This window comes from Rhizobium sp. CCGE 510 (assembly GCF_000292525.1).
Taxonomy (GTDB): domain Bacteria; phylum Pseudomonadota; class Alphaproteobacteria; order Rhizobiales; family Rhizobiaceae; genus Rhizobium.
In genome coordinates, this window is the sequence record NZ_AEYF01000015.1 from 102,652 (window position 1) to 124,627 (window position 21,976).

22 protein-coding genes are annotated in these 21,976 nt (G+C 61.9%); 18 read left to right on the forward strand and 4 right to left on the reverse strand.

The genetic code is table 11. From position 1 onward, the window contains the following. Window positions 1-3 precede the first annotated feature (3 nt). Window positions 4-885, forward strand: coding sequence for an LpxI family protein (locus RCCGE510_RS07540; protein WP_007628678.1), 882 nt, complete (start codon window positions 4-6; stop codon window positions 883-885). Beyond that, entirely contained in the window at window positions 882-2,051 is a 1,170-nt protein-coding gene (gene lpxB, locus RCCGE510_RS07545) for a lipid-A-disaccharide synthase (RefSeq protein WP_007628679.1), read from the forward strand. The genes RCCGE510_RS07540 and lpxB overlap by 4 nt, the downstream gene beginning before the upstream one ends. Window positions 2,052-2,092: 41 nt before the next feature. On the opposite strand, the gene gltA is transcribed toward lpxB, so the two are convergent. Further along, on the reverse strand, window positions 2,093-3,382 hold the full coding sequence (gene gltA / locus RCCGE510_RS07550) for a citrate synthase (protein ID WP_007628680.1): 1,290 nt from the start codon (window positions 3,380-3,382) through the stop codon (window positions 2,093-2,095). Between the two features lie 290 nt (window positions 3,383-3,672). Here gltA and RCCGE510_RS07555 point away from each other — a divergent pair, with 290 nt between their 5' ends. Continuing rightward, a complete protein-coding gene (locus RCCGE510_RS07555) occupies window positions 3,673-6,102 on the forward strand; it encodes a ComEC/Rec2 family competence protein (RefSeq protein ID WP_037078065.1) in 2,430 nt (809 codons plus the stop codon). Here the strand turns inward: RCCGE510_RS07555 and lexA are convergent. Continuing rightward, window positions 6,083-6,802: a transcriptional repressor LexA gene (gene lexA, locus RCCGE510_RS07560; RefSeq protein ID WP_007628683.1), complete on the reverse strand. Its 720-nt coding sequence runs from the start codon at window positions 6,800-6,802 to the stop codon at window positions 6,083-6,085. The genes RCCGE510_RS07555 and lexA overlap by 20 nt on opposite strands. Before the next feature lie 196 nt (window positions 6,803-6,998). Between lexA and RCCGE510_RS07565 the strand changes: the two genes are divergently transcribed. The 15 genes from RCCGE510_RS07565 (at window position 6,999) to RCCGE510_RS07635 (ending at window position 20,226) form a co-directional block, all read left to right on the forward strand. Continuing rightward, a complete protein-coding gene (locus tag RCCGE510_RS07565; protein WP_007628684.1) occupies window positions 6,999-7,895 on the forward strand; it encodes a VOC family protein in 897 nt (298 codons plus the stop codon). Next, entirely contained in the window at window positions 7,892-8,737 is an 846-nt protein-coding gene (gene kdsA / locus RCCGE510_RS07570) for a 3-deoxy-8-phosphooctulonate synthase (protein ID WP_007628685.1), read from the forward strand. The genes RCCGE510_RS07565 and kdsA overlap by 4 nt, the downstream gene beginning before the upstream one ends. Before the next feature lie 140 nt (window positions 8,738-8,877). Continuing rightward, on the forward strand, window positions 8,878-10,152 hold the full coding sequence (gene eno / locus RCCGE510_RS07575) for a phosphopyruvate hydratase (protein ID WP_007628686.1): 1,275 nt from the start codon (window positions 8,878-8,880) through the stop codon (window positions 10,150-10,152). Window positions 10,153-10,289: 137 nt separating this feature from the next. Further along, complete coding sequence (locus tag RCCGE510_RS07580; RefSeq protein ID WP_007628688.1) at window positions 10,290-10,610, forward strand: septum formation initiator family protein; 321 nt, start codon at window positions 10,290-10,292, stop codon at window positions 10,608-10,610. 145 nt (window positions 10,611-10,755) lie between these two features. Continuing rightward, the gene (gene pdhA, locus RCCGE510_RS07585) at window positions 10,756-11,802 is read left to right on the forward strand and encodes a pyruvate dehydrogenase (acetyl-transferring) E1 component subunit alpha (RefSeq protein WP_007628691.1); all 1,047 of its coding nucleotides are present in this window, start codon (window positions 10,756-10,758) and stop codon (window positions 11,800-11,802) included. A 15-nt stretch (window positions 11,803-11,817) separates the two neighbouring features. Next, window positions 11,818-13,203 (forward strand): pyruvate dehydrogenase complex E1 component subunit beta, encoded by a 1,386-nt coding sequence (locus RCCGE510_RS07590; RefSeq protein ID WP_007628692.1) that lies wholly within the window; start codon window positions 11,818-11,820, stop codon window positions 13,201-13,203. A gap of 15 nt (window positions 13,204-13,218) precedes the next feature. Next, window positions 13,219-14,559, forward strand: coding sequence for a pyruvate dehydrogenase complex dihydrolipoamide acetyltransferase (locus tag RCCGE510_RS07595; protein ID WP_007628693.1), 1,341 nt, complete (start codon window positions 13,219-13,221; stop codon window positions 14,557-14,559). Between the two features lie 19 nt (window positions 14,560-14,578). Next, window positions 14,579-15,220, forward strand: coding sequence for an SGNH/GDSL hydrolase family protein (locus tag RCCGE510_RS07600; RefSeq protein WP_007628694.1), 642 nt, complete (start codon window positions 14,579-14,581; stop codon window positions 15,218-15,220). Window positions 15,221-15,222: 2 nt separating this feature from the next. Beyond that, the gene (locus RCCGE510_RS07605; protein WP_007628695.1) at window positions 15,223-15,804 is read left to right on the forward strand and encodes a GNAT family N-acetyltransferase; all 582 of its coding nucleotides are present in this window, start codon (window positions 15,223-15,225) and stop codon (window positions 15,802-15,804) included. A 17-nt stretch (window positions 15,805-15,821) separates the two neighbouring features. Further along, on the forward strand, window positions 15,822-17,270 hold the full coding sequence (gene lpdA, locus RCCGE510_RS07610; RefSeq protein ID WP_007628696.1) for a dihydrolipoyl dehydrogenase: 1,449 nt from the start codon (window positions 15,822-15,824) through the stop codon (window positions 17,268-17,270). Between the two features lie 113 nt (window positions 17,271-17,383). Then, a complete protein-coding gene (locus RCCGE510_RS07615; protein ID WP_003539329.1) occupies window positions 17,384-17,638 on the forward strand; it encodes a GlsB/YeaQ/YmgE family stress response membrane protein in 255 nt (84 codons plus the stop codon). 24 nt (window positions 17,639-17,662) lie between these two features. Further along, entirely contained in the window at window positions 17,663-17,911 is a 249-nt protein-coding gene (locus tag RCCGE510_RS07620; RefSeq protein WP_007628699.1) for a GlsB/YeaQ/YmgE family stress response membrane protein, read from the forward strand. 45 nt (window positions 17,912-17,956) lie between these two features. After that, window positions 17,957-18,928 (forward strand): lipoyl synthase, encoded by a 972-nt coding sequence (gene lipA / locus RCCGE510_RS07625; RefSeq protein WP_007628700.1) that lies wholly within the window; start codon window positions 17,957-17,959, stop codon window positions 18,926-18,928. Window positions 18,929-19,209: 281 nt separating this feature from the next. Further along, window positions 19,210-19,764, forward strand: coding sequence for an AAA family ATPase (locus tag RCCGE510_RS07630; RefSeq protein ID WP_037078070.1), 555 nt, complete (start codon window positions 19,210-19,212; stop codon window positions 19,762-19,764). A 9-nt stretch (window positions 19,765-19,773) separates the two neighbouring features. Continuing rightward, window positions 19,774-20,226 carry a type II toxin-antitoxin system RatA family toxin gene (locus RCCGE510_RS07635; protein WP_007628702.1) on the forward strand — a complete coding sequence of 151 codons (453 nt, stop codon included), beginning with the start codon at window positions 19,774-19,776 and terminating at the stop codon, window positions 20,224-20,226. Window positions 20,227-20,249: 23 nt separating this feature from the next. Here RCCGE510_RS07635 and RCCGE510_RS07640 read toward each other — a convergent pair whose 3' ends face one another. Together RCCGE510_RS07640 and RCCGE510_RS07645 are read right to left on the reverse strand one after the other, a co-directional pair. Continuing rightward, window positions 20,250-20,750: a CinA family protein gene (locus RCCGE510_RS07640; protein WP_007628704.1), complete on the reverse strand. Its 501-nt coding sequence runs from the start codon at window positions 20,748-20,750 to the stop codon at window positions 20,250-20,252. Then, a complete protein-coding gene (locus tag RCCGE510_RS07645; protein ID WP_007628706.1) occupies window positions 20,750-21,967 on the reverse strand; it encodes a bifunctional 2-C-methyl-D-erythritol 4-phosphate cytidylyltransferase/2-C-methyl-D-erythritol 2,4-cyclodiphosphate synthase in 1,218 nt (405 codons plus the stop codon). The genes RCCGE510_RS07640 and RCCGE510_RS07645 overlap by 1 nt, the downstream gene beginning before the upstream one ends. Window positions 21,968-21,976: the final 9 nt, after the last annotated feature.

The following is a 21,976-nucleotide window of genomic DNA, read 5'->3' on the forward strand; positions in this document are numbered from 1 at the left end:
TCTGTGGCTTTATCCGGCGAAACCGCTGCGGGCCGGCTGGCGATCATCGCCGGTGGCGGTCTTCTGCCTTCCTATGTCGCTGAAGCTGCGCGTGCGGCCGGTGAGAATCCGGTCATTGTTGCACTGAAGGATGAAAGCGACCGGCGCTGGGAAGGCTATGACCACGCCGTTATCGGCATCGGCAATTTCGCAGCTCTTGATGGGTTGTTCAACCGTTATGGCGTCGGCCGGGTCGTGATGTCGGGCAGCGTCGCCCGCCGGCCGGAATGGCGCGAGGTACGCCCGACGCTGCGCATCCTGATGAAAGTGCCGGCCGCCATCCGGACCCTGCTATCCGGCGGCGACGACACGGTTCTGCAGATGGTCATCCGGCTGATCGAAGGAAACGGCCGTCGCGTCGTCGGCGCCCATGAAATCGCCCCCGACCTCCTTGCCTCTGTCGGCCCGCTTGGCGCCGTCGTGCCCGGCGAAGAAGACCGGCGCGATATCGGCCGCGCAGCCGAAGCCGCAGACATGCTCGGCCGGCTCGATGTCGGGCAGGGCGCCATCAGCATCGGCGGGCGTGTCGTCGCGCTGGAGGGTCTTGAGGGCACGGATGAGATGCTGGACCGGGTCGCAAGTCTCAGAGCCGCCGGTCGGATCTCGCCGCGGCGCCGCGGCGCGCTCGTCAAGCTTTGCAAGCCGCAACAGGATATCCGCGCCGACCTGCCGGCGATCGGCGTTTCTACTGTCCTGAACGCTAGGAAAGCCGGTCTTGGCGGAATCGCCGTGGAGGCTGGCCGCTCGCTGGTGCTCGATCGTAGCGCCGTGATCAAAGCCGCCGATGATGCCGGCATTTTTGTCTGCGGCATCGATCGCGGGCTGCCGGCATGGGGGCTCGAATGAACGGGGCGCCGCTGAAGATCGCCGTCATTGCCGGTGAGGTGTCGGGTGATCTGCTCGGTGCCGATCTCATCGCTGCCCTGAAGCGGATTCATGTCGGACCGGTGGAGCTTGTTGGCGTCGGCGGCGAGGGGTTGCAGGCCGAGGGGCTGACATCCCTGTTCGATTTCTCCGAACTTTCGATCATGGGCATCACCCAGGTGCTGAGCCGGTTGCCGAAGCTCTATACCCTGATCCGCCAGACGACCGCTGCCATCATTGCTGCGAAGCCCGACATTCTCCTCATTATTGACAGCCCGGATTTCACCCATCGCGTCGCCAAGCGGGTCCGTACCGCGCTGCCCGATCTGCCTGTCGTCAATTACGTCTGTCCGAGCGTCTGGGCCTGGAAGGAATATCGCGCCGCGCGCATGCTCTCCTATGTCGATCATGTGCTCGCCGTCCTGCCTTTCGAGCCGGCGACGATGCGGCGCCTGAACGGCCCGGCCACCACCTATGTCGGTCATCGTCTGACCGCCGACCCTGCGCTGTTGGAAACGCGGCGCTTGCGCGCCGGCAGGCAGCCCGGCAAGGGGGCGATCCTTCTTCTGCCCGGCTCACGTTCTTCCGAAATCCAGAAGCTCCTGCCGCATTTCGAGGTCGCTGCAAGCGAATTGACCGCCCGCAATGGGCCGATGCGCTTTATTCTGCCGACGGTAACGCACAGGGAAGCGCTTGTCCGCCAATTGACGGCGGGATGGGTGGTAAAGCCGGAAATCGTGCTCGGCGCGCAAGCAAAATGGCAGGCCTTCGCTGAAGCCGATGCGGCCATAGCGGCATCCGGAACCGTCATTCTTGAACTGGCGCTTGCCGATGTTCCCGTCGTCTCTGCCTACAAGGTCGACTGGATCATGCGTCTGCTGACGTCGAGCATCAAGACCTGGACAGGCGCACTGCCAAACCTGATTGCCGATTACGCGGTCGTGCCGGAATATCTGAACGATATTGTTCGCGGCGCAAGTCTCGCACGCTGGATGGAAAGGCTGTCAGCCGACACCTACCAGCTCAAGGCGATGAAGGAAGGCTATGATCTCATCTGGCAGCGCATGCAGACCGAAAAACCACCCGGCGAACACGCCGCCGAAATCCTTCTCGATGTGCTGAACAAGAAAAAACCCGGTCGTCTCTGACCGGGTTTTCTTCTTTTCGGGTAATATATTGGCCGAAGTGATCAGCGCTTCGAAACCGGAATGTAGTCGCGCTTCGGTTCGCCGACATAGAGCTGGCGCGGACGGCCGATACGCTGTTCCGGATCCTCGATCATCTCGTTCCACTGCGCGATCCAGCCGACGGTGCGGGCAAGCGCGAAGAGCACGGTGAACATCGTCGTGGGGAAGCCCAGCGCCTTCAGCGTGATGCCGGAATAGAAGTCGATGTTCGGATAGAGCTTCTTCTCGATGAAATATTCGTCGGTGAGCGCGATGCGCTCCAGCTCCATCGCCACTTCGAGCAACGGATCGTCCTTGATGCCGAGCTCGCCGAGCACCTCATGCGTCGTCTTCTGCATGATCTTGGCGCGCGGATCATAGTTCTTGTAGACGCGGTGGCCGAAGCCCATCAGCCGGAACGGATCGTTCTTGTCCTTGGCGCGGGCGATATATTCCGGAATGTGGTCGACCGAGCCGATCTCATGCAGCATGTTGAGCGCTGCTTCGTTGGCGCCGCCATGCGCCGGGCCCCAGAGGCAGGCAATACCGGCCGCGATGCAGGCGAACGGGTTGGCGCCCGACGAACCGGCGAGACGCACGGTCGAGGTCGAGGCGTTCTGTTCGTGATCGGCATGCAGGATGAAGATGCGATCCATGGCGCGGGCAAGCACAGGATTGACCACATATTCTTCGCAAGGCACGGCAAAACACATGCGCAGGAAGTTCGAGGCGTAGTCGAGATCGTTCTTCGGATAAACGAAGGGCTGGCCGATATGGTACTTGTAGGCCATGGCGGCGAGCGTCGGCATCTTGGCGATCATGCGCAGGCTGGCGACCATACGCTGGTGCGGATCGGTGATGTCGGTTGAATCGTGATAGAAGGCCGACAGCGCGCCGACGCAGCCGCACATGACGGCCATCGGGTGCGCGTCGCGGCGGAAGCCGGTGAAGAAACGGCTCATCTGCTCGTGCACCATGGTGTGGTGCGTGACGCGATAATCGAAGTCCTTCTTCTGTACGGTGGTCGGCAGTTCGCCGTAAAGCAGAAGATAGCAGACCTCGAGGAAGTCGCCATGCTCGGCCAGCTGCTCGATCGGATAGCCGCGATGCAGCAGCACACCTTCGTCGCCGTCGATATAGGTAATTTTCGATTCACAGGATGCGGTCGAGGTGAAACCCGGATCGTAGGTGAAGGAAGCCGTGTTCTTGTAAAGGGCACCGATATCGATGACGCTCGGGCCAATCGTGCCGCTCTTGACGGCAAGGTCGACAGATTTGTCACCGATTTTTATTGTAGCGCTTTGATCCGTCATGCTGATCCTCCGAAATGGCGGTGGCGCCATAAAAGCGCCATAGGGGTTAAGCGTCCTCACCGATAGCTATATGATCGCGAAGCTAATGCCAAGTTACCGTGACGGCATTTTGTGCATTGCGGTATCACCTTTTAGGCACTGCAGCGATGAGCCGCGCGCATATCGGAAGCCGATGATTCGACTGGTTTTTTGGCGCTCACGATTTTCCCTCATATTTCAATCGATTATCCTTGCCGGATTTGATGAGAGGCTGCATTCTGGCCGCCTTCGCGGGTGACCTTGGGCGGCACATGCAGAACGTGACGATAGTCGAATTGCGGCCGGAAGCAGGCGCCGGCTCAGCCGGCTCCTCCGCTATTTTGCCGCCCGTCGTGGTGATACGGCCGACCAGGACGCAGTCAACGACGCCTTTGCGCCACCGGTTGCCGTCCGTAGCCCGGCGATCGATTGGCGCCGGCATGCGCATGCTGGGCGAGGAGGCGGATCATGGCCGCCTGCTGCTTTTTTCGCCGGTGTTCCTCGGCGCCGGGGCTGCGTTCTGGTTTGTTGCGGCATCCGATTTTCCGCTCGTTGCATCGCTGCTCTCTCTGTTGGTGCTGACGATCGCGGTTCTCATCACCGGCCGCAGCCGAGCGGGCTTGCGGGCAACGCTGCTCGCGCCTGCACTTTTCGCCTGCGGCATGCTCTGCGCACAATTCGAGAGCTGGCGGGCTTCGACGGTGATGCTTGATTCCGCCGTGACGACGACGGTGACCGGTCGTGTCGAGCGGCGAGAAGGCGACGGCCGTGGACGGTGGCGCTACATCCTTGCCGTCACCGGCACTGAGGCGCCGGAGTTGAAGCGGCCGCCAGGACGCATAACCGCGATCGTCCGCGGCGCCGACACGCCGTTCGAGATCGGCGATCTCATAACCGGCAGGGCACGGCTGACGCCGCCGGCCGGCCCCGCGCTTCCCGAGCTCAACGACTTCTCCTTCGGTGCCTATTTCGATGGCATCGGCGCCAACGGTTTCTTCTACGGCGCTCCGGAGAAGGATTTGGAGGCGGGTCCGCAGGCTGCCAGATCGACATCGGAAGCTCTGCTCGAATGGCTTTACCGGCTGCGCAGCAGCATCGGCGACCGCATACGATCGATCCTGCCCGGCGATACCGGCGCTTTTGCCGCTGCTCTGGTGACGGACGAGCGACGCGCCATCTCGAATGCGACGACGGAGGCGCTGCGCCAGTCCGGCCTTGCTCATATCGTCGCGATCTCCGGCCTCAACATGGCGCTGTCGGCCGGCATCTTCTTCGTCGGCTTCCGGATGCTGCTCAGCCTCTTTCCGGGCGTCGCTCAGGCCTATCCGACAAAGAAAATCGCTGCCGCCGGCGCGCTCATCGCCGTCACCGCCTACTACCTGATTTCCGGCTTCGGGGTCTCGGCCGAACGTGCCTTCATCATGATGGCGATCATGCTGGTTGCCGTCTTCTTCGACCGGCCGTCGATCAGCCTGCGCAATGTCGTTCTCTCGGCGCTCGTCATCATCGCCATTTCGCCATCAGAGGTATTGGGGCCAAGCTTCCAGATGTCCTTTGCCGCGACATTGGCACTGGTATCGGGCTATCAACTGTGGAAGGACCGGCGCGTCCGCGAAAACGCCTTCCTGAAGCTGCCGATTTTCAGGCCGGTGGTTGCCGTCGCCGGTTTCTTCGGCGGCGTCTTCCTGACCTCGCTGATCGGCGGTTTTTCCACGGCGCTGTTTTCTATCGAACATTTTCATCGCCTCACCGCTTACGGCCTGCCGGCAAATCTGGCGACGATGCCGATTATCTCCTTCATCGTCATGCCGGCCGGGCTGCTGGCGATGTTGCTCATGCCGTTCGGTCTGGACGCTCCGCTCTGGAAGGTGGTGGGCTTCGGCCTCGATCTGGTAATTGCGGTCGCCAAGACCGTCTCCGGCTGGGGTGGTGATATCGGCATCGGCCGCTTGCCCGCTTGGTATTTCGCAGTCGCCGTGGCCGGCTTTCTGCTACTGATGCTGCTGCGCACCCGGCTGCGCCATATCGGCACATCGATCATCGGTGTCTCGACATTTGTCGTGCTGGTTCTACCGGTTCCCCGGCCGCCGGATCTGGTGATTTCAGAGGATGGCAGTCTCGTCGCGGTGGTCGCGGCTGCGGCGATCGCTTCCAACCGCGAAAACCCGCCGGATTTCATCTTCGACCAGTGGCAGAGAGCACTCGTCCTGCCGACGCATTCCCCGCCGAAAATGCTCGATGGTCCCGCTGTCCCGCCGGAGGGAGAAGACCGCCGCGTCAGGCTGTCCCGCGATCAGCAGAATGAAGCGAGGGCAGCGATGCGGGCGGCCGTCGTCAGCGGTGAAGCAAACCGCTTTTCCTGCGTCAAAAAGGCCTGGTGCACATCAAGGCTGGGCAATGGTCATGTCGTTGCGGTCATCGACAACGCAGCCTATCTCGGCCCGGCCTGCGACGCGGCGGATATCGTCGTGACGTCCGTCCGCCTGCGTTTCAACAGCTGCCGCTCGGGAGCGACGCTCTTTACTGGTGAGACACTGCGCAGAACGGGCTCCGTCGAGCTACGATTCGTGGACGCCGGGCCGGAGGTCGTGACCGCATTCGAAACCCTGTCGCGCCCATGGATGCGCCATCGCGCCTACGACTGGCGCAGCAACAGTTTTACCGAATCCGGTCTGTTCAATGTCAGTGATAACGGCGAATGAGGCCGACGAGCTTGCCTTGCACCTTGACACGGTCCGGCCCGAAGATCCGGGTCTCGTAAGCCGGATTGGCGGCCTCCAGCGCGATCGATGCGCCCTTACGGCGGAAGCGCTTCAACGTCGCTTCCTCGTCATCGACGAGGGCGACGACGATGTCGCCGGGACTTGCGGTGCTGCCGTTGCGGATGATCACCGTATCGCCGTCGAAGATGCCGGCGTCGATCATCGAATCGCCCTTGACCTCCAGCGCATAATGTTCACCGGAGCCGAGCATGTCGGCGGGAACGACGATGTCGTGGGTGTTGTTCTGGATCGCCGAGATCGGAACGCCGGCTGCGATCCGGCCCATGACCGGCACGGAGACGGAGTTGCCATTATCGGCGACCGGTTTTGCAGGAGCGGGGGCGGCGACCGGCTGGGGCTTGCCGAGGCTGCCCTCGATGACGCTCGGCGAAAAGCCGCGCCGGGGCTGGATGCTCGGGCTGTAGGCTTCCGGAAGCTTGATGACCTCGAGCGCGCGGGCGCGGTTCGGTAGGCGGCGAATGAAGCCGCGTTCCTCAAGCGCTGTGATCAAACGATGAATGCCGGATTTCGAGGCCAGATCCAGGGCATCCTTCATTTCGTCGAAAGAGGGCGGAATGCCGGATTCCTTCATGCGCTCATGAATGAAAAGCAGGAGCTCTTGTTGTTTGCGCGTGAGCATCGACGTGTGACCCCGTGATTGAAACAAATCCAGAACAGACACTATATGTTCCATATGTGTTCCGCAAGGTGCTAAATTTCCGTAAAACTTGCCGCCAACTCGTTGAGTTTTTTATTTTCATTCGCCGGATTGGCGCACATGTCTTGCATTGAAGGTGGCGCTGTCGCACCCTCTTGCCGTTTCAGGGAGGGATATCATGAACGAGCACTCCGCCAAACCGCACCCGCTGGATCATGTGGTGCTGCCCGTCGTCAACATCGATCTGGCGCGCGAAAGGCTGGGCAAGCTTGGCTTCACCGTTGCCGCCGATGCCCGCCATCCCTTCGGAACGGAGAATGCCTGCGTCTTCTTTGCTGACAAGACCTATCTGGAGCCGCTCGGTATCGCCAGCCACGAGGAGAGCGAGGCATCGGCGCGGCAGGGCAATGTCTTCACCGCCCGCAATCGGGCCTTCCGCTTCCGCTGTGGCGAGGAGGGGCTTTCGGCGGTGGCGTTCGGCACCGGGGATGCCGGCCGCACTCATCGGAGCTTTGTCGGCAGCGGATCGAGCGCCGGCGACATGCTGCAGTTCAGCCGGCCGATGAAAATGCCGGACGGTTCCGAGACCATGGCCGGATTCAAGCTGGCCTTTGCCGCTGAGTTGCGCGCGCCGGATTTCTTCCTCTTCTGTGTTGAGCGCGTCAATCCGCTGCTGGCCGACCGCGCCGCGCTGGAGACGCATGCCAATGGTGTGACCGGCATAACCGAGATCGCGCTTTGCGCGCCGGACCCCGCTGCATTCGCCGCCTTCGTCAGCCTTGCCACGGCGCAATCGGCCGTCGAGAAAACCGGTTTCGGCGTTAATATCGCGGCGCCGAATGCGAAAATCAGCCTGATGACGCCGGAAGGGCTGGAGGCCTATTTCGAGATCGCCGTCGCATCCGCCGACCGCGGGCTGCGCGGCCGTGCTATCCTCTTTGCCGTCGCCGATCTTGCCGTGACAGAAGCGCATTTGGCTGCTAACGGAGTGACCTACACGCGCAAGAACAATCGCATTCTGGTGAAGCCGGCGCCCGGGCAGGGCACGCTCTTCGCCTTCGAGGAAACACGATGAGCACTGATACGAATTCCGAAGTCAGGATCGGCGAGGGCGCAGGCCAGGTCACCTTTTCCAATACCGGCCGCCTGTCGCTGATTGCCGGCCCTTGCCAGATGGAGAGCCGCGACCATGCCTTCATGATTGCCGGCACGCTGAAGGAGCTTTGCGCCAAGCTCGGCATCGGCCTCGTCTACAAGAGCTCCTTCGACAAGGCGAACCGGACCTCGCTCTCTGCCGAACGCGGCATCGGGCTTGAAAAGGGCATGCAGATCTTTGCCGACCTGAAGAAGGAGTTCGGTTTTCCGGTCCTCACCGACGTCCACACTGCCGAGCAATGCGCCGAGGTGGCAAAGGTGGTCGATGTCCTGCAGATCCCGGCCTTCCTCTGCCGCCAGACCGACCTTCTGATCGCCGCCGCCGAAACCGGCCGCGTCGTCAATGTCAAGAAGGGCCAGTTCCTCGCTCCCTGGGATATGAAAAACGTCCTGAAGAAGCTCAACGCCAGCGGCAATCCGAACGTGTTGCTGTGCGAGCGCGGCGCCTCCTTCGGTTACAACACCCTGGTCTCCGACATGCGCTCGCTGCCGATCATGGCGTCGATGGGCGCGCCGGTGGTTTTCGATGCGACCCATTCCGTGGCGCAGCCGGGCGGGCAGGGCGATTCCTCCGGCGGTCAGCGGGAATTCGTGGAAACGCTGGCGCGCGCGGCGGTGGCGACCGGTATTGCCGGCGTCTTCGTCGAAACCCACCAGGACCCCGACAACGCCCCGTCCGACGGCCCGAACATGGTCTACCTCAAGGATATGCCGCGGCTTTTGGAAAAGCTGCTGGCCTTCGATGCTGTCGCCAAGGGCTGACAGTCAAAAGCCTGACATGTTCGTGCTGTAGCGACGATCGGACATGCAGGTCGAAGGTGCGGTAAGCGCCATTGTAATTTGCACGCCTTCGATTATGACAGGCTTTGAACGATTGATCACCCACCGAGCAGGAAGAACCCATGACTGCAATCACCGATATCATCGCCCGCGAGATTCTCGATAGCCGTGGCAACCCCACCGTCGAAGTCGATGTCTATCTCGAAGACGGCAGCATGGGCCGCGCGGCCGTTCCCTCGGGCGCTTCGACCGGCGCGCATGAGGCGGTCGAGCTGCGCGACGGCGGCAAGCGCTACCTCGGCAAGGGCGTTCAGAAGGCGGTCGATGCCGCCAACACTGAGATCTTCGATGCGATCGGCGGCATCGATGCCGAAAACCAGATCCAGATCGACAACATCATGATCGAACTGGACGGCACGCCAAACAAGTCGCGCCTCGGCGCCAACGCCATCCTCGGCGTGTCGCTCGCCGTCGCCAAGGCTGCCGCCCAGGCATCCGGCCTGCCGCTCTACCGTTATGTCGGCGGCGCTTCCGCGTGCCTGCTGCCGGTGCCGATGATGAACATCATCAACGGCGGCGCCCATGCCGACAATCCGATCGATTTCCAGGAGTTCATGATCCTGCCGGTCGGCGCCGATACGATCGCCGAAGCCGTGCGCATGGGTTCTGAAGTCTTCCATACGCTCCGCAAGGAACTGGCCGCACAGGGCCACAACACCAATGTCGGCGACGAAGGCGGTTTCGCACCTGGCCTGAAGAGCGCGCCCGAGGCTCTCGACTTCATCATGAAGTCGATCGAGAAAGCCGGCTACACGCCGGGCGACGACATGTGCCTCGGCCTCGACTGCGCCTCGACCGAATTCTTCAAGGACGGCAAGTACGTTCTCGAAGGCGAAGGCCGTACGCTCGAATCGGGTGCCATGGCTGAATACCTGGCCGAACTCGCCGCCAAGTACCCGATCATCTCGATCGAGGACGGCATGGCCGAAGACGACTGGGACGGCTGGAAGACGCTGACCGACCTTGCCGGCAAGAAGACCCAGCTCGTCGGCGACGATCTCTTCGTCACCAACTCCGCCCGTCTTCGCGACGGCATCCGCATGGGCGTCGCCAACTCGATTCTCGTCAAGGTCAACCAGATCGGCTCGCTGACGGAAACCCTCGACGCCGTCAACACGGCACACAAGGCAGCTTATACCGCCGTCATGTCTCACCGCTCCGGCGAAACCGAAGATTCGACCATCGCCGACCTCGCGGTCGCCACCAACTGCGGCCAGATCAAGACCGGCTCGCTGTCACGTTCCGACCGTCTTGCCAAGTACAACCAGCTGATCCGCATCGAGGAAGGCCTCGGCCCCCAGGCCCAGTATGCCGGCCGCAGGATCATTCGCGCCTGATCGGATCTGATTTTCAAACGGCTAGAGCCCGCGCCTTCCGGCGCGGGTTTTTTATCGCCCGTCTTTACGGTCAATGAACGGTTAATCTCTGCGCGTTATGCTGAACGAATTGGTAATGCGTTCAAGAGCATGCGTGTATGTGGACAAAGCATCATAAGAAGAGAAAATTCGGTCGCTTCGTCATTCCGGCTATGGCGGTCGCCTTCCTCTCCTATTTCGGTTATCATTGCATTCACGGCGATTATGGCCTGCGCGCAACGGAAACGTTCGAGCATCAGCGTGTCGCGCGTGAAAAAGAGCTTGCGATCTTGAAGGCGAAGCGCGAACATCTGGAAAATCAGGTCGCGCTGCTGAGTGACGGCTCGCTCGACAAGGATATGCTGGACGAAAAAGCGCGCTATCAGCTCAATATGTCGCGCGCGGACGAGATCGTCATATTCAATCATTATTCCAATTAACTGAAATCAGGTTAATTCGAATTTCGCTAGCTTTATCAGTAGTTTAGACTTGAATACGAGCCATGCAATTATGGCATTGCTGTGGTCAAATTTCTTCCCTATGGTACGCGCCACCAAGAACCGACAAACCCATAGGGAGGGTTGAATGGCGCCGCGAAAGACCGCGACCGTTTCCAGCCGCAAAATTGCAGCAAAACCGGCAGCCAAAGCATCGAACGGCGGCCCGGTAGCCGACTTCGATCGCGATGAGGAGCTCAAGGCCTATCGCGAGATGCTGCTGATCCGCCGCTTCGAGGAGAAGGCCGGCCAGCTTTACGGCATGGGCTTCATCGGCGGCTTTTGCCACCTCTACATCGGTCAGGAAGCTGTCGTCGTCGGCATGCAGATGGCGCAGAAGGAAGGCGACCAGGTCATCACTGCCTATCGCGACCACGGCCACATGCTGGCAACCGGCATGGAAGCGCGCGGCGTCATGGCGGAACTGACCGGCCGTCGCAGCGGCTATTCCCACGGGAAGGGCGGCTCGATGCACATGTTCTCGAAAGAGAAGCATTTCTACGGCGGTCACGGCATCGTCGGCGCCCAGGTTTCGCTCGGAACCGGTCTTGCCTTTGCCAATCATTACCGCGGCAACGGCAATGTCTCGATCGCCTATTTCGGCGATGGCGCTGCCAACCAGGGCCAGGTCTACGAGAGCTTTAACATGGCGGCTCTCTGGAAGCTGCCGATCGTCTATATCGTCGAAAACAACCGTTACGCCATGGGTACGTCGACGGCGCGCGCCACCGCTCAGTCGAACTACTCGCTGCGCGGCTCCGGCTTTGGCATCCCCGGCATTCAGGTTGATGGCATGGACGTTCGCGCCGTCAAGGCGGCGGCAGACGAGGCGCTCGAACATTGCCGTTCCGGCAAGGGCCCGATCATTCTCGAAATGCTGACCTATCGTTATCGCGGTCACTCCATGTCCGACCCGGCGAAGTATCGTTCCAAGGACGAAGTGCAGAAGATGCGCTCCGAACATGACCCGATCGAACAGGTGAAGGCACGCCTTGTCGAAAAGGGCTGGGCGTCCGAAGACGATCTGAAGGCGATCGACAAGGATGTCCGCGACATTGTCGCCGACAGCGCCGACTTCGCCCAGGCCGATCCGGAGCCGGATGCATCCGAGCTCTACACCGACATTCTGCTCTAATCGGGGAGGGAACCCATGCCTATCGATATCCTCATGCCCGCCCTCTCTCCGACGATGGAAGAAGGCACGCTGTCCAAATGGCTGAAACAGGAAGGTGACAAGGTCACCTCCGGCGACGTGATCGCCGAAATTGAAACCGACAAGGCGACGATGGAAGTCGAAGCCATCGACGAAGGCGTCATCGGCAAGCTGCTCGTCGATGCCGGCACCGAAGGCGTCAAGGTCAACACCAAGATCGCCGTGCTGTTGCAGGACGGCGAATCCGCCGCCGATATCTCAGCCGCCAAGCCGGCTGCCGCTGCCGCCCCCGTTGTTGCCCAGGAAGAAAAGCCGACCAATACCGGCTCCGCTTCCGCGCCGCTTCCGGCCGAGCCGAAGGCCGTCGTGCCGAATGATCCGGAAATCCCGGCCGGCACCGAAATGGTATCGACGACCGTGCGCGAAGCGCTGCGCGACGCCATGGCCGAGGAAATGCGCGCCAGCGAAGACGTCTTCGTCATGGGCGAGGAAGTTGCCGAATACCAGGGCGCCTACAAGGTCACCCAAGGCCTGCTGCAGGAATTCGGCCCTCGCCGCGTCATCGATACGCCGATCACCGAGCACGGCTTTGCCGGCGTCGGCGTCGGCGCCGCAATGGCCGGCCTTCGCCCGATCGTCGAATTCATGACCTTCAACTTCGCCATGCAGGCGATCGACCACATCATCAACTCCGCCGCCAAGACGCTCTATATGTCCGGCGGCCAGATGGGCGCTCCGATCGTCTTCCGCGGCCCGAATGGCGCCGCGGCACGTGTCGGCGCCCAGCACAGCCAGGATTATGCTGCCTGGTACAGTGCAATCCCCGGCCTGAAGGTGGTCATGCCCTACACGGCATCCGACGCCAAGGGCCTGCTCAAGGCTGCGATCCGCGATCCAAACCCGGTGATCTTCCTCGAGAACGAAATTCTCTACGGCCAGCATTTCGATGTGCCGAAGCTCGACAATTTCGTTCTGCCAATCGGCAAGGCCCGCATCCATCGTCCGGGCAAGGACGTAACGGTGGTCTCCTTCGGCATCGGCATGACCTATGCGACGAAGGCTGTCGCCGAACTCGAAAAGATCGGCATCGACGTCGAACTGATTGACCTTCGCACCATCCGCCCGATGGATCTTCCGACGGTCATCGAATCCGTTAAGAAGACCGGCCGCCTGGTCACGGTCGAAGAGGGTTATCCGCAGTCATCTGTCGGCACCGAAATCGCCACCCGCGTCATGCAGCAGGCCTTCGATTATCTCGATGCGCCGATCCTGACAGTTGCCGGCAAGGACGTGCCAATGCCCTACGCCGCCAATCTCGAAAAGCTGGCGCTTCCGAACGTCGGCGAAGTCGTCGATGCGGTGAAGGCTGTTTGTTACAAATAAGGGGAGGGTATCTCGATGCCGATCAATATCACGATGCCCGCCCTCTCTCCGACCATGGAGGAAGGCAATCTTTCCAAGTGGTTGGTCAAGGAAGGCGACACGGTCAAGTCTGGCGATGTGATCGCCGAGATCGAGACAGACAAGGCGACGATGGAAGTCGAAGCCGTCGATGAAGGCACGGTCGCCAAGCTCGTCGTTGCCGCCGGCACAGAAGGCGTCAAGGTCAACGCGCTGATCGCGGTTCTCGCCGCCGATGGCGAGGATGTCGCCGCCGCCGCAAGCGGCGCGGGCTCCGCCGCTCCGGCGCAGAAGGCTGAAGCTGCACCGGCTGCGAAGGCTGAGGCTGCTCCGGCCCAGGCCGCTGCAGCACCCGCCGCTGCACCTGCACCGGTTTCACCAGACGGTAACCGCACCTTCTCTTCGCCGCTCGCCCGCAGGCTCGCCAAGGAAGCCGGTATCGACCTTTCGGCAGTCGCGGGCTCCGGCCCGCATGGCCGCGTCGTCAAGAGCGACGTCGAGACAGCCGTTGCCGGTGGTGGCGCCAAGGCCGCCGCACCAACAGCCTCCGCTCCGCAAGCTGTTGCAGCTCCGGCTCCGGCCGCTGCAGCGCCGAAGGGTGCTTCCGAGGAGGCCGTGCTCAAGCTGTTCGAACCGGGTTCCTACGAGCTCGTGCCGCATGACGGCATGCGCAAGACGATCGCCAGGCGTCTGGTGGAATCCAAGCAGACGATTCCGCATTTCTACGTCAGCGTCGATTGCGAGCTCGATGCTCTGCTGGCGTTGCGCGCCCAGCTGAACGATGCGGCACCCCGCAAGGACAACGCTCCAGCTTACAAGCTCTCGGTCAACGACATGGTCATCAAGGCCATGGCGCTGTCGCTGCGCGACGTTCCGGATGCCAACGTCTCCTGGACCGACAACAACATGGTCAAGCACAAGTACGCCGATGTCGGCGTCGCCGTCTCGATCCCCGGCGGCCTGATCACCCCGATCATCCGCAAGGCCGAGCAGAAGACGCTGTCGGCGATCTCCAACGAGATGCGCGATCTCGGCAAGCGGGCCAAGGATCGCAAGCTGAAGCCCGAGGAATATCAGGGCGGCACCAGCTCGGTCTCGAACATGGGCATGATGGGCGTGAAGAACTTCGCTGCCGTCGTCAACCCGCCGCATGCAACGATCCTCGCGGTCGGCGCCGGCGAACAGCGGGTCGTCGTCAAGAAGGGTGAAATGGCCATCGCCACCGTGATGTCGGTCACGCTGTCGACCGACCATCGCTGCGTCGATGGCGCGCTCGGCGCCGAGCTGCTTCAGGCCTTCAAGGGCTATATCGAAAACCCGATGGGCATGCTGGTCTGACAGCTGGGCGGAGGCGGAAATGAGCAAGACCGTTCTTTGTTATGGCGACTCGCTGACCTGGGGTTATGACGCCGAGACGATCGGCCGTCATGACTACAAGAATCGCTGGCCGAGCGTGCTTCAGGCAGCGCTCGGCAGTGAGGCGCGCGTCATCGCCGAAGGTCTTAACGGTCGCACGACCGCTTTCGACGACCACCTCGCTGATTGCGATCGCAACGGTGCGCGCATCCTGCCGACGATCCTGCAGACGCATGCACCGCTCGATCTCGTCATCCTGCTGCTCGGCACCAATGACATGAAGCCGGTCGTGGCCGGTTCCGCCTTTGCCGCCTGCCAGGGCATCAGCCGGCTGGTGCGGCTGATCCGGAATCACGCCTGGCCCTTCGAATTCGACGGGCCGGAGATCCTGATCGTGGCGCCGCCGGCGATCTGCGCGACCGGCAATGTGCCCTTCGCCGCATCCTTTCCCGGCGGCATCGACGAATCGGCAAAGCTCGCAACGCTTTACCGGGATCTTGCCGACGAACTCGGCTGCGGCTTTTTCGACAGCAATTCCGTCGCCAAGACCACGCCGATCGATGGCATTCACCTCGATGCGGACAATACGCGGGCGCTCGGACGCGGGCTGGAATCGATCGTGCGGATGATGCTGGGGATCTGACCATGACCGCCTTCATCGCCCTGCGGCAGGCCTCACGGCGGGATGCCTCGGAGCTGGCGATCTTGGCGGATATTGCCTCGCACGGGTTTGCTTCCTGGCTCTGGTTTGCCGATGTGGCGAACGGCATCAGCGACACGCCCTTGGAGCGAGGCCGGCTGAAGATGCGCGAAGAGGAAGCTGTCGGCGGCTGGCAGGATGCCATCATCGCCGAGGCCTACGGCGAGGTTGCAGGTGTGGCGATTGGCCATGCGCTGGGTGAGGGGATAGGCGATATCGAGGCGACGATACCAGCGACCCAGCCGATGCTCGCCTTGCAGAAAACGGTGGTCGGAAGCTGGTTCGTCGGCAGTCTCGGCGTCTATAGCCATCTGCGCGGCATCGGCATCGGACGCAGGCTGCTGGAGGATCAGATCGAAAGGGCCGATCGCCGTCCCGTCAGTCTCATTACCGCAAGTGATAACGAAGCGGCTTTGTCGCTTTATGGAAGAAACGGATTCCTGGAGGCTGCGCGCGTTGATGCCGTGCCGCTCTTCGAAAACAGCAAAAGACACGCGTGGGTGCTCATGACCCGCAGCGCAGCGTAACAAAGGGCAGGAAACACATGGCTGAATCCTACGACGTCATCATCATCGGCTCCGGCCCCGGCGGCTATGTCGCCGCCATCCGCGCCGCGCAGCTCGGCCTCAAGACCGCGATCGTCGAGCGCGAGCATATGGGCGGCATCTGCCTAAACTGGGGCTGCATACCCACAAAGGCGCTGTTGCGCTCGGCTGAGATCCTCGATCACTCCAATCACCTCAAGGATTACGGTCTCGTTCTCGAAGGCACGGTCAAGCCGGATGCCAAGGCCGTGGTCGCCCGCTCGCGCGGCGTCTCCGCCCGTTTGAACGCCGGCGTCGGCTTCCTGATGAAGAAGAACAAGATCGACATCATCTGGGGCGAAGGCAAGATCACCAAACCAGGCGAAATCGTCGTCGGCAAGTCGTCGAAGCCCGTGGTCGAGCCGCAGCATCCGCTGCCGAAGAACGTCAAGAGCGGCGAGGGCACTTACACCGCCAAGCACATCATCATCGCCACCGGCGCCCGCCCCCGCGCGCTGCCCGGCATCGAGCCTGACGGCAAGCTGATCTGGACCTATTTCGAGGCGCTGAAGCCGGATGCGCTGCCGAAGTCGCTGATCGTCATGGGTTCGGGCGCGATCGGCATCGAATTCGCCAGCTTCTATCGCTCGATGGGCGTCGACGTGACGGTCGTCGAAGTCATGCCGACGATCATGCCGGTCGAGGATGCCGAGATCACCGCCATCGCCCGCAAGCAGCTTGAAAAGCGCGGCCTGAAGATCTTCACCAGCGCCAAGGTCACCAAGGTCGAGAAGGGTGCGAGCAGCATCACCGCGCATGTCGAGACCGCCGATGGCAAGGTGCAGCAGATCACCGCCGACCGGCTGATTTCGGCCGTCGGCGTTCAGGGCAACATCGAAAATCTCGGCCTCGAGGCTCTCGGCGTCAAGACCGACCGCGGCTGCGTCGTCATCGACGGTTACGGCAAGACCAATGTCGCCGGCGTCTACGCAATCGGCGATGTCGCCGGCCCGCCGATGCTGGCACACAAGGCCGAGCATGAGGGTGTGGTCTGCGTCGAAAAGATCGCCGGCCTGCCGAATGTCCACCCAACCGATAAGGGCAAGGTCCCGGGCTGCACCTATTGCAATCCGCAGGTCGCCTCCGTCGGCATCACCGAAGCCAAGGCCAAGGAGCAGGGCCGCGACATCCGCGTCGGCCGCTTCTCGTTCGCGGCAAACGGCAAGGCGATCGCGCTCGGCGAAGACCAGGGCATGGTGAAGGTAATCTTCGACAAGAAGACCGGCGAGCTGCTCGGCGCCCATATGGTCGGCGCCGAAGTCACCGAACTCATTCAGGGCTTCGCCGTCGCGATGAACCTCGAGACGACCGAGGAAGAACTGATGCACACGATCTTCCCGCATCCCACCGTTTCGGAAACGATGAAGGAAGCGGTTCTCGATGCTTACGGCCGTGTACTGAACGCTTGATAATTTCCAAGGCCGCCCTTTATCTCAGGGCGGCAAAGCCGTCCCGCCGGGTGGCGTATGCCATCCCCCAGGGTGGCTTATCCCCCGGGTGGAAAAAACGAAAGGAAATCATCATGTCTATGGAGACGCAGGCGTTGCTGGTGTTTTTGTTGATCGGCCTGGTCGCAGGCTTCCTCGCCAGTCTGGTCGTTGGTGGCGGCGGCTTGATCAGGTGCCTGCTGAGCGGCATCATCGGCGCCTTCGTCGGCGGTTATCTGTTCAGCGCGCTCGGCATTTCGCTGGGCATTGAAAACGCGCTGGTGGTACAGATCATCCACGCCACCGTCGGCGCCATCATTGTGGTGCTGATCGCAAGAGCGGTCGCTTGAGGCGCAACTGAAGGGCAGGGCAGAATGGAAAGTGTCGGCTGGATTTCGGCAATCGTCATCGGCGGACTTGCGGGCTGGCTCGCCGGCAAGCTGATGGAAGCGCGATACGGGATTTTCCTGAACATCGTGCTCGGCATCGTCGGTTCGGTCGTCGCCAGCGCCGTCCTTGCCCAGTTTCATGTCGAAGTGGTCGGCGGGCGGCTCGGTTACTTCGTGACGGGTTTCCTCGGCGCCTGCCTGCTGATATTCCTGGCGCGGCTGGTGCGGCGCTAGATCCGGATGATTTGCCGCAAGGAGCGGTAGAAAGCTGATACTGCAATGGTGACCATTCTCGACACGATCAATCCCGACGCCAAGCGCGTGCGCCATCCCGAGAAGGCGCATCGGCCGGACACGGAGGTCATGCGCAAGCCGGACTGGATCCGCGTCAAGGCGCCGACCTCCAAGGGTTATGCCGAGACGCGCGCGATCGTGAAGGAGCACAAGCTCGTCACCGTCTGCGAGGAGGCCGGCTGCCCGAATATCGGCGAGTGCTGGGACAAGAAGCACGCCACCTTCATGATCATGGGCGAGATCTGTACCCGCGCCTGCGCCTTCTGCAACGTCGCCACCGGCAAGCCGAACGCGCTCGATATGGCCGAGCCGGAGAATGTCGCCAAAGCGGTCAAGCAGATGGGCCTATCCCACGTCGTCATCACCTCGGTCGATCGTGACGATCTGGAGGACGGCGGCGCCGAACACTTCGAAAAGGTGATCTGGGCGATCCGCGCTGCCTCACCGATGACGACGATCGAGATCCTGACGCCGGATTTCCTGAAGAAGCCGGGTGCGCTGGAACGCGTCGTCGCCGCCAGGCCTGACGTTTTCAACCACAATATGGAAACGGTGCCCGGCAATTATCTGACGGTTCGCCCCGGCGCCCGCTATTTCCATTCCGTCCGCCTGCTGCAACGGGTGAAGGAACTCGATCCGACGATGTTCACCAAGTCGGGCATTATGGTCGGCCTCGGCGAGGAGCGCAACGAGGTGCTGCAACTGATGGACGATCTGCGCACCGCCGATGTCGACTTCCTGACGATCGGTCAATATCTGCAGCCGACCCGCAAACACCACAAGGTCGAAAGCTTCGTCACCCCAGACGAGTTCAAGTCCTATGAAACGGTCGCCTATAGCAAGGGCTTCCTGATGGTCGCCTCCAGCCCGCTGACCCGCTCCTCCCACCATGCCGGCGACGATTTCGCCCGGCTGAGGGCGGCGCGAGAAAAGAAGCTGCTGATGGCGGCGGAGTAAGATTTCGTACCCTTTATCAGCCCGTTGATAAAACGGCCAACCACGCTTTTGGTTGCTCGAGCTCGTCCCATAGCTGCCAGGTTCGCGCCAATGGCCGCCCCTCACCCTAACCCTCTCCCCGTAAAAACGGGGAGAGGGGACGTGCCCGCGAGACGTTGGCGAGAGGTGGAGAGGGTGCGGCATATTCCCTTCGCCCCGTTTACGGGGAGAAGGTGCCGGCGCGGATGAGGGGCAAACCCACGGCGATCTCCCGGCTATGGTATCGCATTTTGAGGGCGACGATGAAGGACACATCCGCTTTGAAAGCGACGCTGGCCGAAGTCGACCGTATCCTGGTGATCGGCTGCCCCGGCAGCGGCAAGAGCACGCTGGCAAAGCAGCTCTCGCGATCGTTCGGTCTTCGCTACATCTCGATGGACCGCGACTTCTACTGGCTGCCCGGCTGGAGAAAGAGGCCGCGCGATGAGATCGACCGCCTTATCGCCAAGGCCGTGGCGGAAGAGCGCTGGATCATGGATGGAACCGGCCTCAGCTCCTTCCATCTTCGCCTGCCGCGCGCCGATGCTGTTATTTGGCTTCGGCCGCCAAGATATGTGTGCCTGTACGGTGCGATCTCGAGAGCCTTCCGCTATTTCGGCCGCAACCGTCCCGAACTGCCTGTTGGTTGCCCTGAACACCTCTCCCGGGAAGCGCTTGCGTATATCTGGAGTTTCGAGCGGGATGCTGTCCCCCTGATCGAGGCGGCACTTCGGGATGTCGCCGGTAAGCCGGTTCTTCAGCTAAAATCCCGCCGTCAGATGCGTGAGCTTCTTGATCTTCTCGGCCGGCCCGCTTAATTGCCGCCTATGCCGCAATTCGAAACCCATCGTCCCGTCCCACACTCGCCCGATCAGATGTTCGACCTCGTTGCCGATGTCGAGCGCTATCCGGAATTTCTGCCGCTCTGCGAAGCCTTGGCCATCAGGAGCCGCAAGGAACGCGACGGCAAGATCCTGCTCGTCGCCGACATGACGGTCGGTTACAAGGCGATCCGCGAGACCTTCACGACCCAGGTGCTGTTGAACCGGGCCGAGCACGTCATCGAGGTCAAATATATCGATGGCCCATTCAGGTATCTCGACAATCGCTGGCATTTCGCCGCGACGGCGACTGGCGGCTGCACCGTCGATTTTTTTATCGACTACGAGTTCAAGAGCCGCATCCTCGGGGCATTGATGGGCTCGATGTTCGACCGTGCCTTCCGCATGTTCACCGAAGCCTTCGAGACCAGGGCAAACCGGATCTACACGACGGCTTGACGGGGCGATCGCCGAAGGTGCCGTCAACCGGCGAGAAACAAGTGCACCATCTCCAGCGCCGTCCGGACCGTTGCCAGCCGAACCTCGCTGCGACCGATATCGCCATAAAGCATCTTTCGATGAATGAGCGTGCCGGCGCGTGACTTGGCGGCGAGATGCACGAGGCCGATAGGTTTTTCCGCCGATCCGCCGCCAGGGCCGGCAATGCCGGTGACGGCGACGGCGATATCGGCGCGCGAGCGGAAAAGGGCGCCATGCACCATTTGTCGGGCTGTTTCCTCCGACACCGCCCCGAAGCGCAGCAGCGTTTCCGCCTTGACGCCGAGCAGCTCGATCTTGGCGGTGTTGGTATAGGTGACGAAGCCGCGGTCGACGACGGCCGAGGAGCCCGATATCTCGGTCAGCGCGCCGGCGATCAGCCCGCCGGTGCAGGATTCTGCGGTCGAGATCATCAGCCCGGCGGCGGCAAAGTCACGGATGATCGTCTGCGCCGCTGAAAGAATATCGTCGGGAAAAAGGCTCATCATTTCCCCCCGCGGTAGACGACGGTCGCCGTGGCGATCGCCGCAATGCCTTCGCGCCGGCCGACGAAGCCGATCGTCTCGTTGGTGGTCGCCTTGACCGAGCAGCGCTCGATATCGATACCGAGATAATCGGACAGTTTCGCCCGCATGACTTGGCGATGCGGGCCGATCTTCGGCGCCTCGGCGATCAGCGAGACATCGGCATTCATGATTGTGCCGCCGTGGTCGCGGACGATCCGAGCGGCGTGCTCGAGGAAGATCCGCGACGCCGCGCCCTTCCATTGCGGGTCGGATGGCGGGAAGTGATCGCCGATATCGCCGGCGCCGCAGGTGGCAAGCAGCGCGTCCGTCAGCGCATGCAGCGCGACGTCGGCATCGGAATGCCCTTTGAGCTTCTGGTCATGCGGAATGAACACACCGCAGAGCGTGACGCCATCGCCCGCTTCGAGCTGGTGCACGTCGTAACCATTGCCGGTGCGTACATCGGGAAGCAGTGACGTCGACAGCTTGTCGTCGGCCATGGCGATATCTTTCTTTACCGTCAGCTTGACGTTATCGGGCGTGCCCTCGACGATCGTCACCGGAATGCCCAGCCATTCGGCGATCGAGGCGTCGTCGGTGAAATCGCTTCGCCCGCTCGCCGCCGCCTTCTCATGCGCGTCGAGGATCGTTTCGAAGGCGAAGGATTGCGGCGTCTGTGCCGCATAGAGGTGCTCGCGCGAAACGGTCGTCAGCACGGTGCCGGCGCTGTCGGCGCGTTTCAGCGTGTCGGTGACCGGGGTCGCCGGCAGCACCGCCTGCGCGCCGTCGCCGAGGCTGTCGGCAATGCGGTCAAGAAGTACGTGGTCGAAGAACGGCCGCACGGCATCGTGGATCAGCACATGGCTGATTTGCTTGTCCTTGAGATATCTGAGCCCGGCCAGCACGGATTGCTGCCTGGTTGCGCCGCCCTGCACGGTTTCGATCGGCGTTGCCGAGATGATGTGGCGAAAGGCTTTGGCAAACAGCGCCTCGTCGTCGGGATGAATGACAACGACGATCTGCGTTGCCGCTTCCCATGTCACGAAGTTTTCAAGCGTATGGGCGATAACCGGCTTGCCGCCGATCATGCGATACTGCTTCGGGCCTTCCTCTGAGGATCCTGCGCGCTCGCCGCGGCCGGCGGCAACGATGACAATTCCAGCCGATATCGGTTGCTTAGAAGGCATTTGCAGCATAAATCCCCT

What these genes read in the sequence shown, in the direction of transcription:
- lpxB (WP_007628679.1), top strand. Translation starts at nt 882, where the DNA reads ATGAACGGGGCGCCGCTGAAGATCGCCGTCATTGCCGGTGAGGTGTCG.
- gltA (WP_007628680.1), bottom strand. Translation starts at nt 3,382, where the DNA reads ATGACGGATCAAAGCGCTACAATAAAAATCGGTGACAAATCTGTCGAC.
- RCCGE510_RS07555 (WP_037078065.1), top strand. Translation starts at nt 3,673, where the DNA reads ATGCAGAACGTGACGATAGTCGAATTGCGGCCGGAAGCAGGCGCCGGC.
- lexA (WP_007628683.1), bottom strand. Translation starts at nt 6,802, where the DNA reads ATGCTCACGCGCAAACAACAAGAGCTCCTGCTTTTCATTCATGAGCGC.
- RCCGE510_RS07565 (WP_007628684.1), top strand. Translation starts at nt 6,999, where the DNA reads ATGAACGAGCACTCCGCCAAACCGCACCCGCTGGATCATGTGGTGCTG.
- kdsA (WP_007628685.1), top strand. Translation starts at nt 7,892, where the DNA reads ATGAGCACTGATACGAATTCCGAAGTCAGGATCGGCGAGGGCGCAGGC.
- eno (WP_007628686.1), top strand. Translation starts at nt 8,878, where the DNA reads ATGACTGCAATCACCGATATCATCGCCCGCGAGATTCTCGATAGCCGT.
- RCCGE510_RS07580 (WP_007628688.1), top strand. Translation starts at nt 10,290, where the DNA reads ATGTGGACAAAGCATCATAAGAAGAGAAAATTCGGTCGCTTCGTCATT.
- pdhA (WP_007628691.1), top strand. Translation starts at nt 10,756, where the DNA reads ATGGCGCCGCGAAAGACCGCGACCGTTTCCAGCCGCAAAATTGCAGCA.
- RCCGE510_RS07590 (WP_007628692.1), top strand. Translation starts at nt 11,818, where the DNA reads ATGCCTATCGATATCCTCATGCCCGCCCTCTCTCCGACGATGGAAGAA.
- RCCGE510_RS07595 (WP_007628693.1), top strand. Translation starts at nt 13,219, where the DNA reads ATGCCGATCAATATCACGATGCCCGCCCTCTCTCCGACCATGGAGGAA.
- RCCGE510_RS07600 (WP_007628694.1), top strand. Translation starts at nt 14,579, where the DNA reads ATGAGCAAGACCGTTCTTTGTTATGGCGACTCGCTGACCTGGGGTTAT.
- RCCGE510_RS07605 (WP_007628695.1), top strand. Translation starts at nt 15,223, where the DNA reads ATGACCGCCTTCATCGCCCTGCGGCAGGCCTCACGGCGGGATGCCTCG.
- lpdA (WP_007628696.1), top strand. Translation starts at nt 15,822, where the DNA reads ATGGCTGAATCCTACGACGTCATCATCATCGGCTCCGGCCCCGGCGGC.
- RCCGE510_RS07615 (WP_003539329.1), top strand. Translation starts at nt 17,384, where the DNA reads ATGTCTATGGAGACGCAGGCGTTGCTGGTGTTTTTGTTGATCGGCCTG.
- RCCGE510_RS07620 (WP_007628699.1), top strand. Translation starts at nt 17,663, where the DNA reads ATGGAAAGTGTCGGCTGGATTTCGGCAATCGTCATCGGCGGACTTGCG.
- lipA (WP_007628700.1), top strand. Translation starts at nt 17,957, where the DNA reads ATGGTGACCATTCTCGACACGATCAATCCCGACGCCAAGCGCGTGCGC.
- RCCGE510_RS07630 (WP_037078070.1), top strand. Translation starts at nt 19,210, where the DNA reads ATGAAGGACACATCCGCTTTGAAAGCGACGCTGGCCGAAGTCGACCGT.
- RCCGE510_RS07635 (WP_007628702.1), top strand. Translation starts at nt 19,774, where the DNA reads ATGCCGCAATTCGAAACCCATCGTCCCGTCCCACACTCGCCCGATCAG.
- RCCGE510_RS07640 (WP_007628704.1), bottom strand. Translation starts at nt 20,750, where the DNA reads ATGAGCCTTTTTCCCGACGATATTCTTTCAGCGGCGCAGACGATCATC.
- RCCGE510_RS07645 (WP_007628706.1), bottom strand. Translation starts at nt 21,967, where the DNA reads ATGCTGCAAATGCCTTCTAAGCAACCGATATCGGCTGGAATTGTCATC.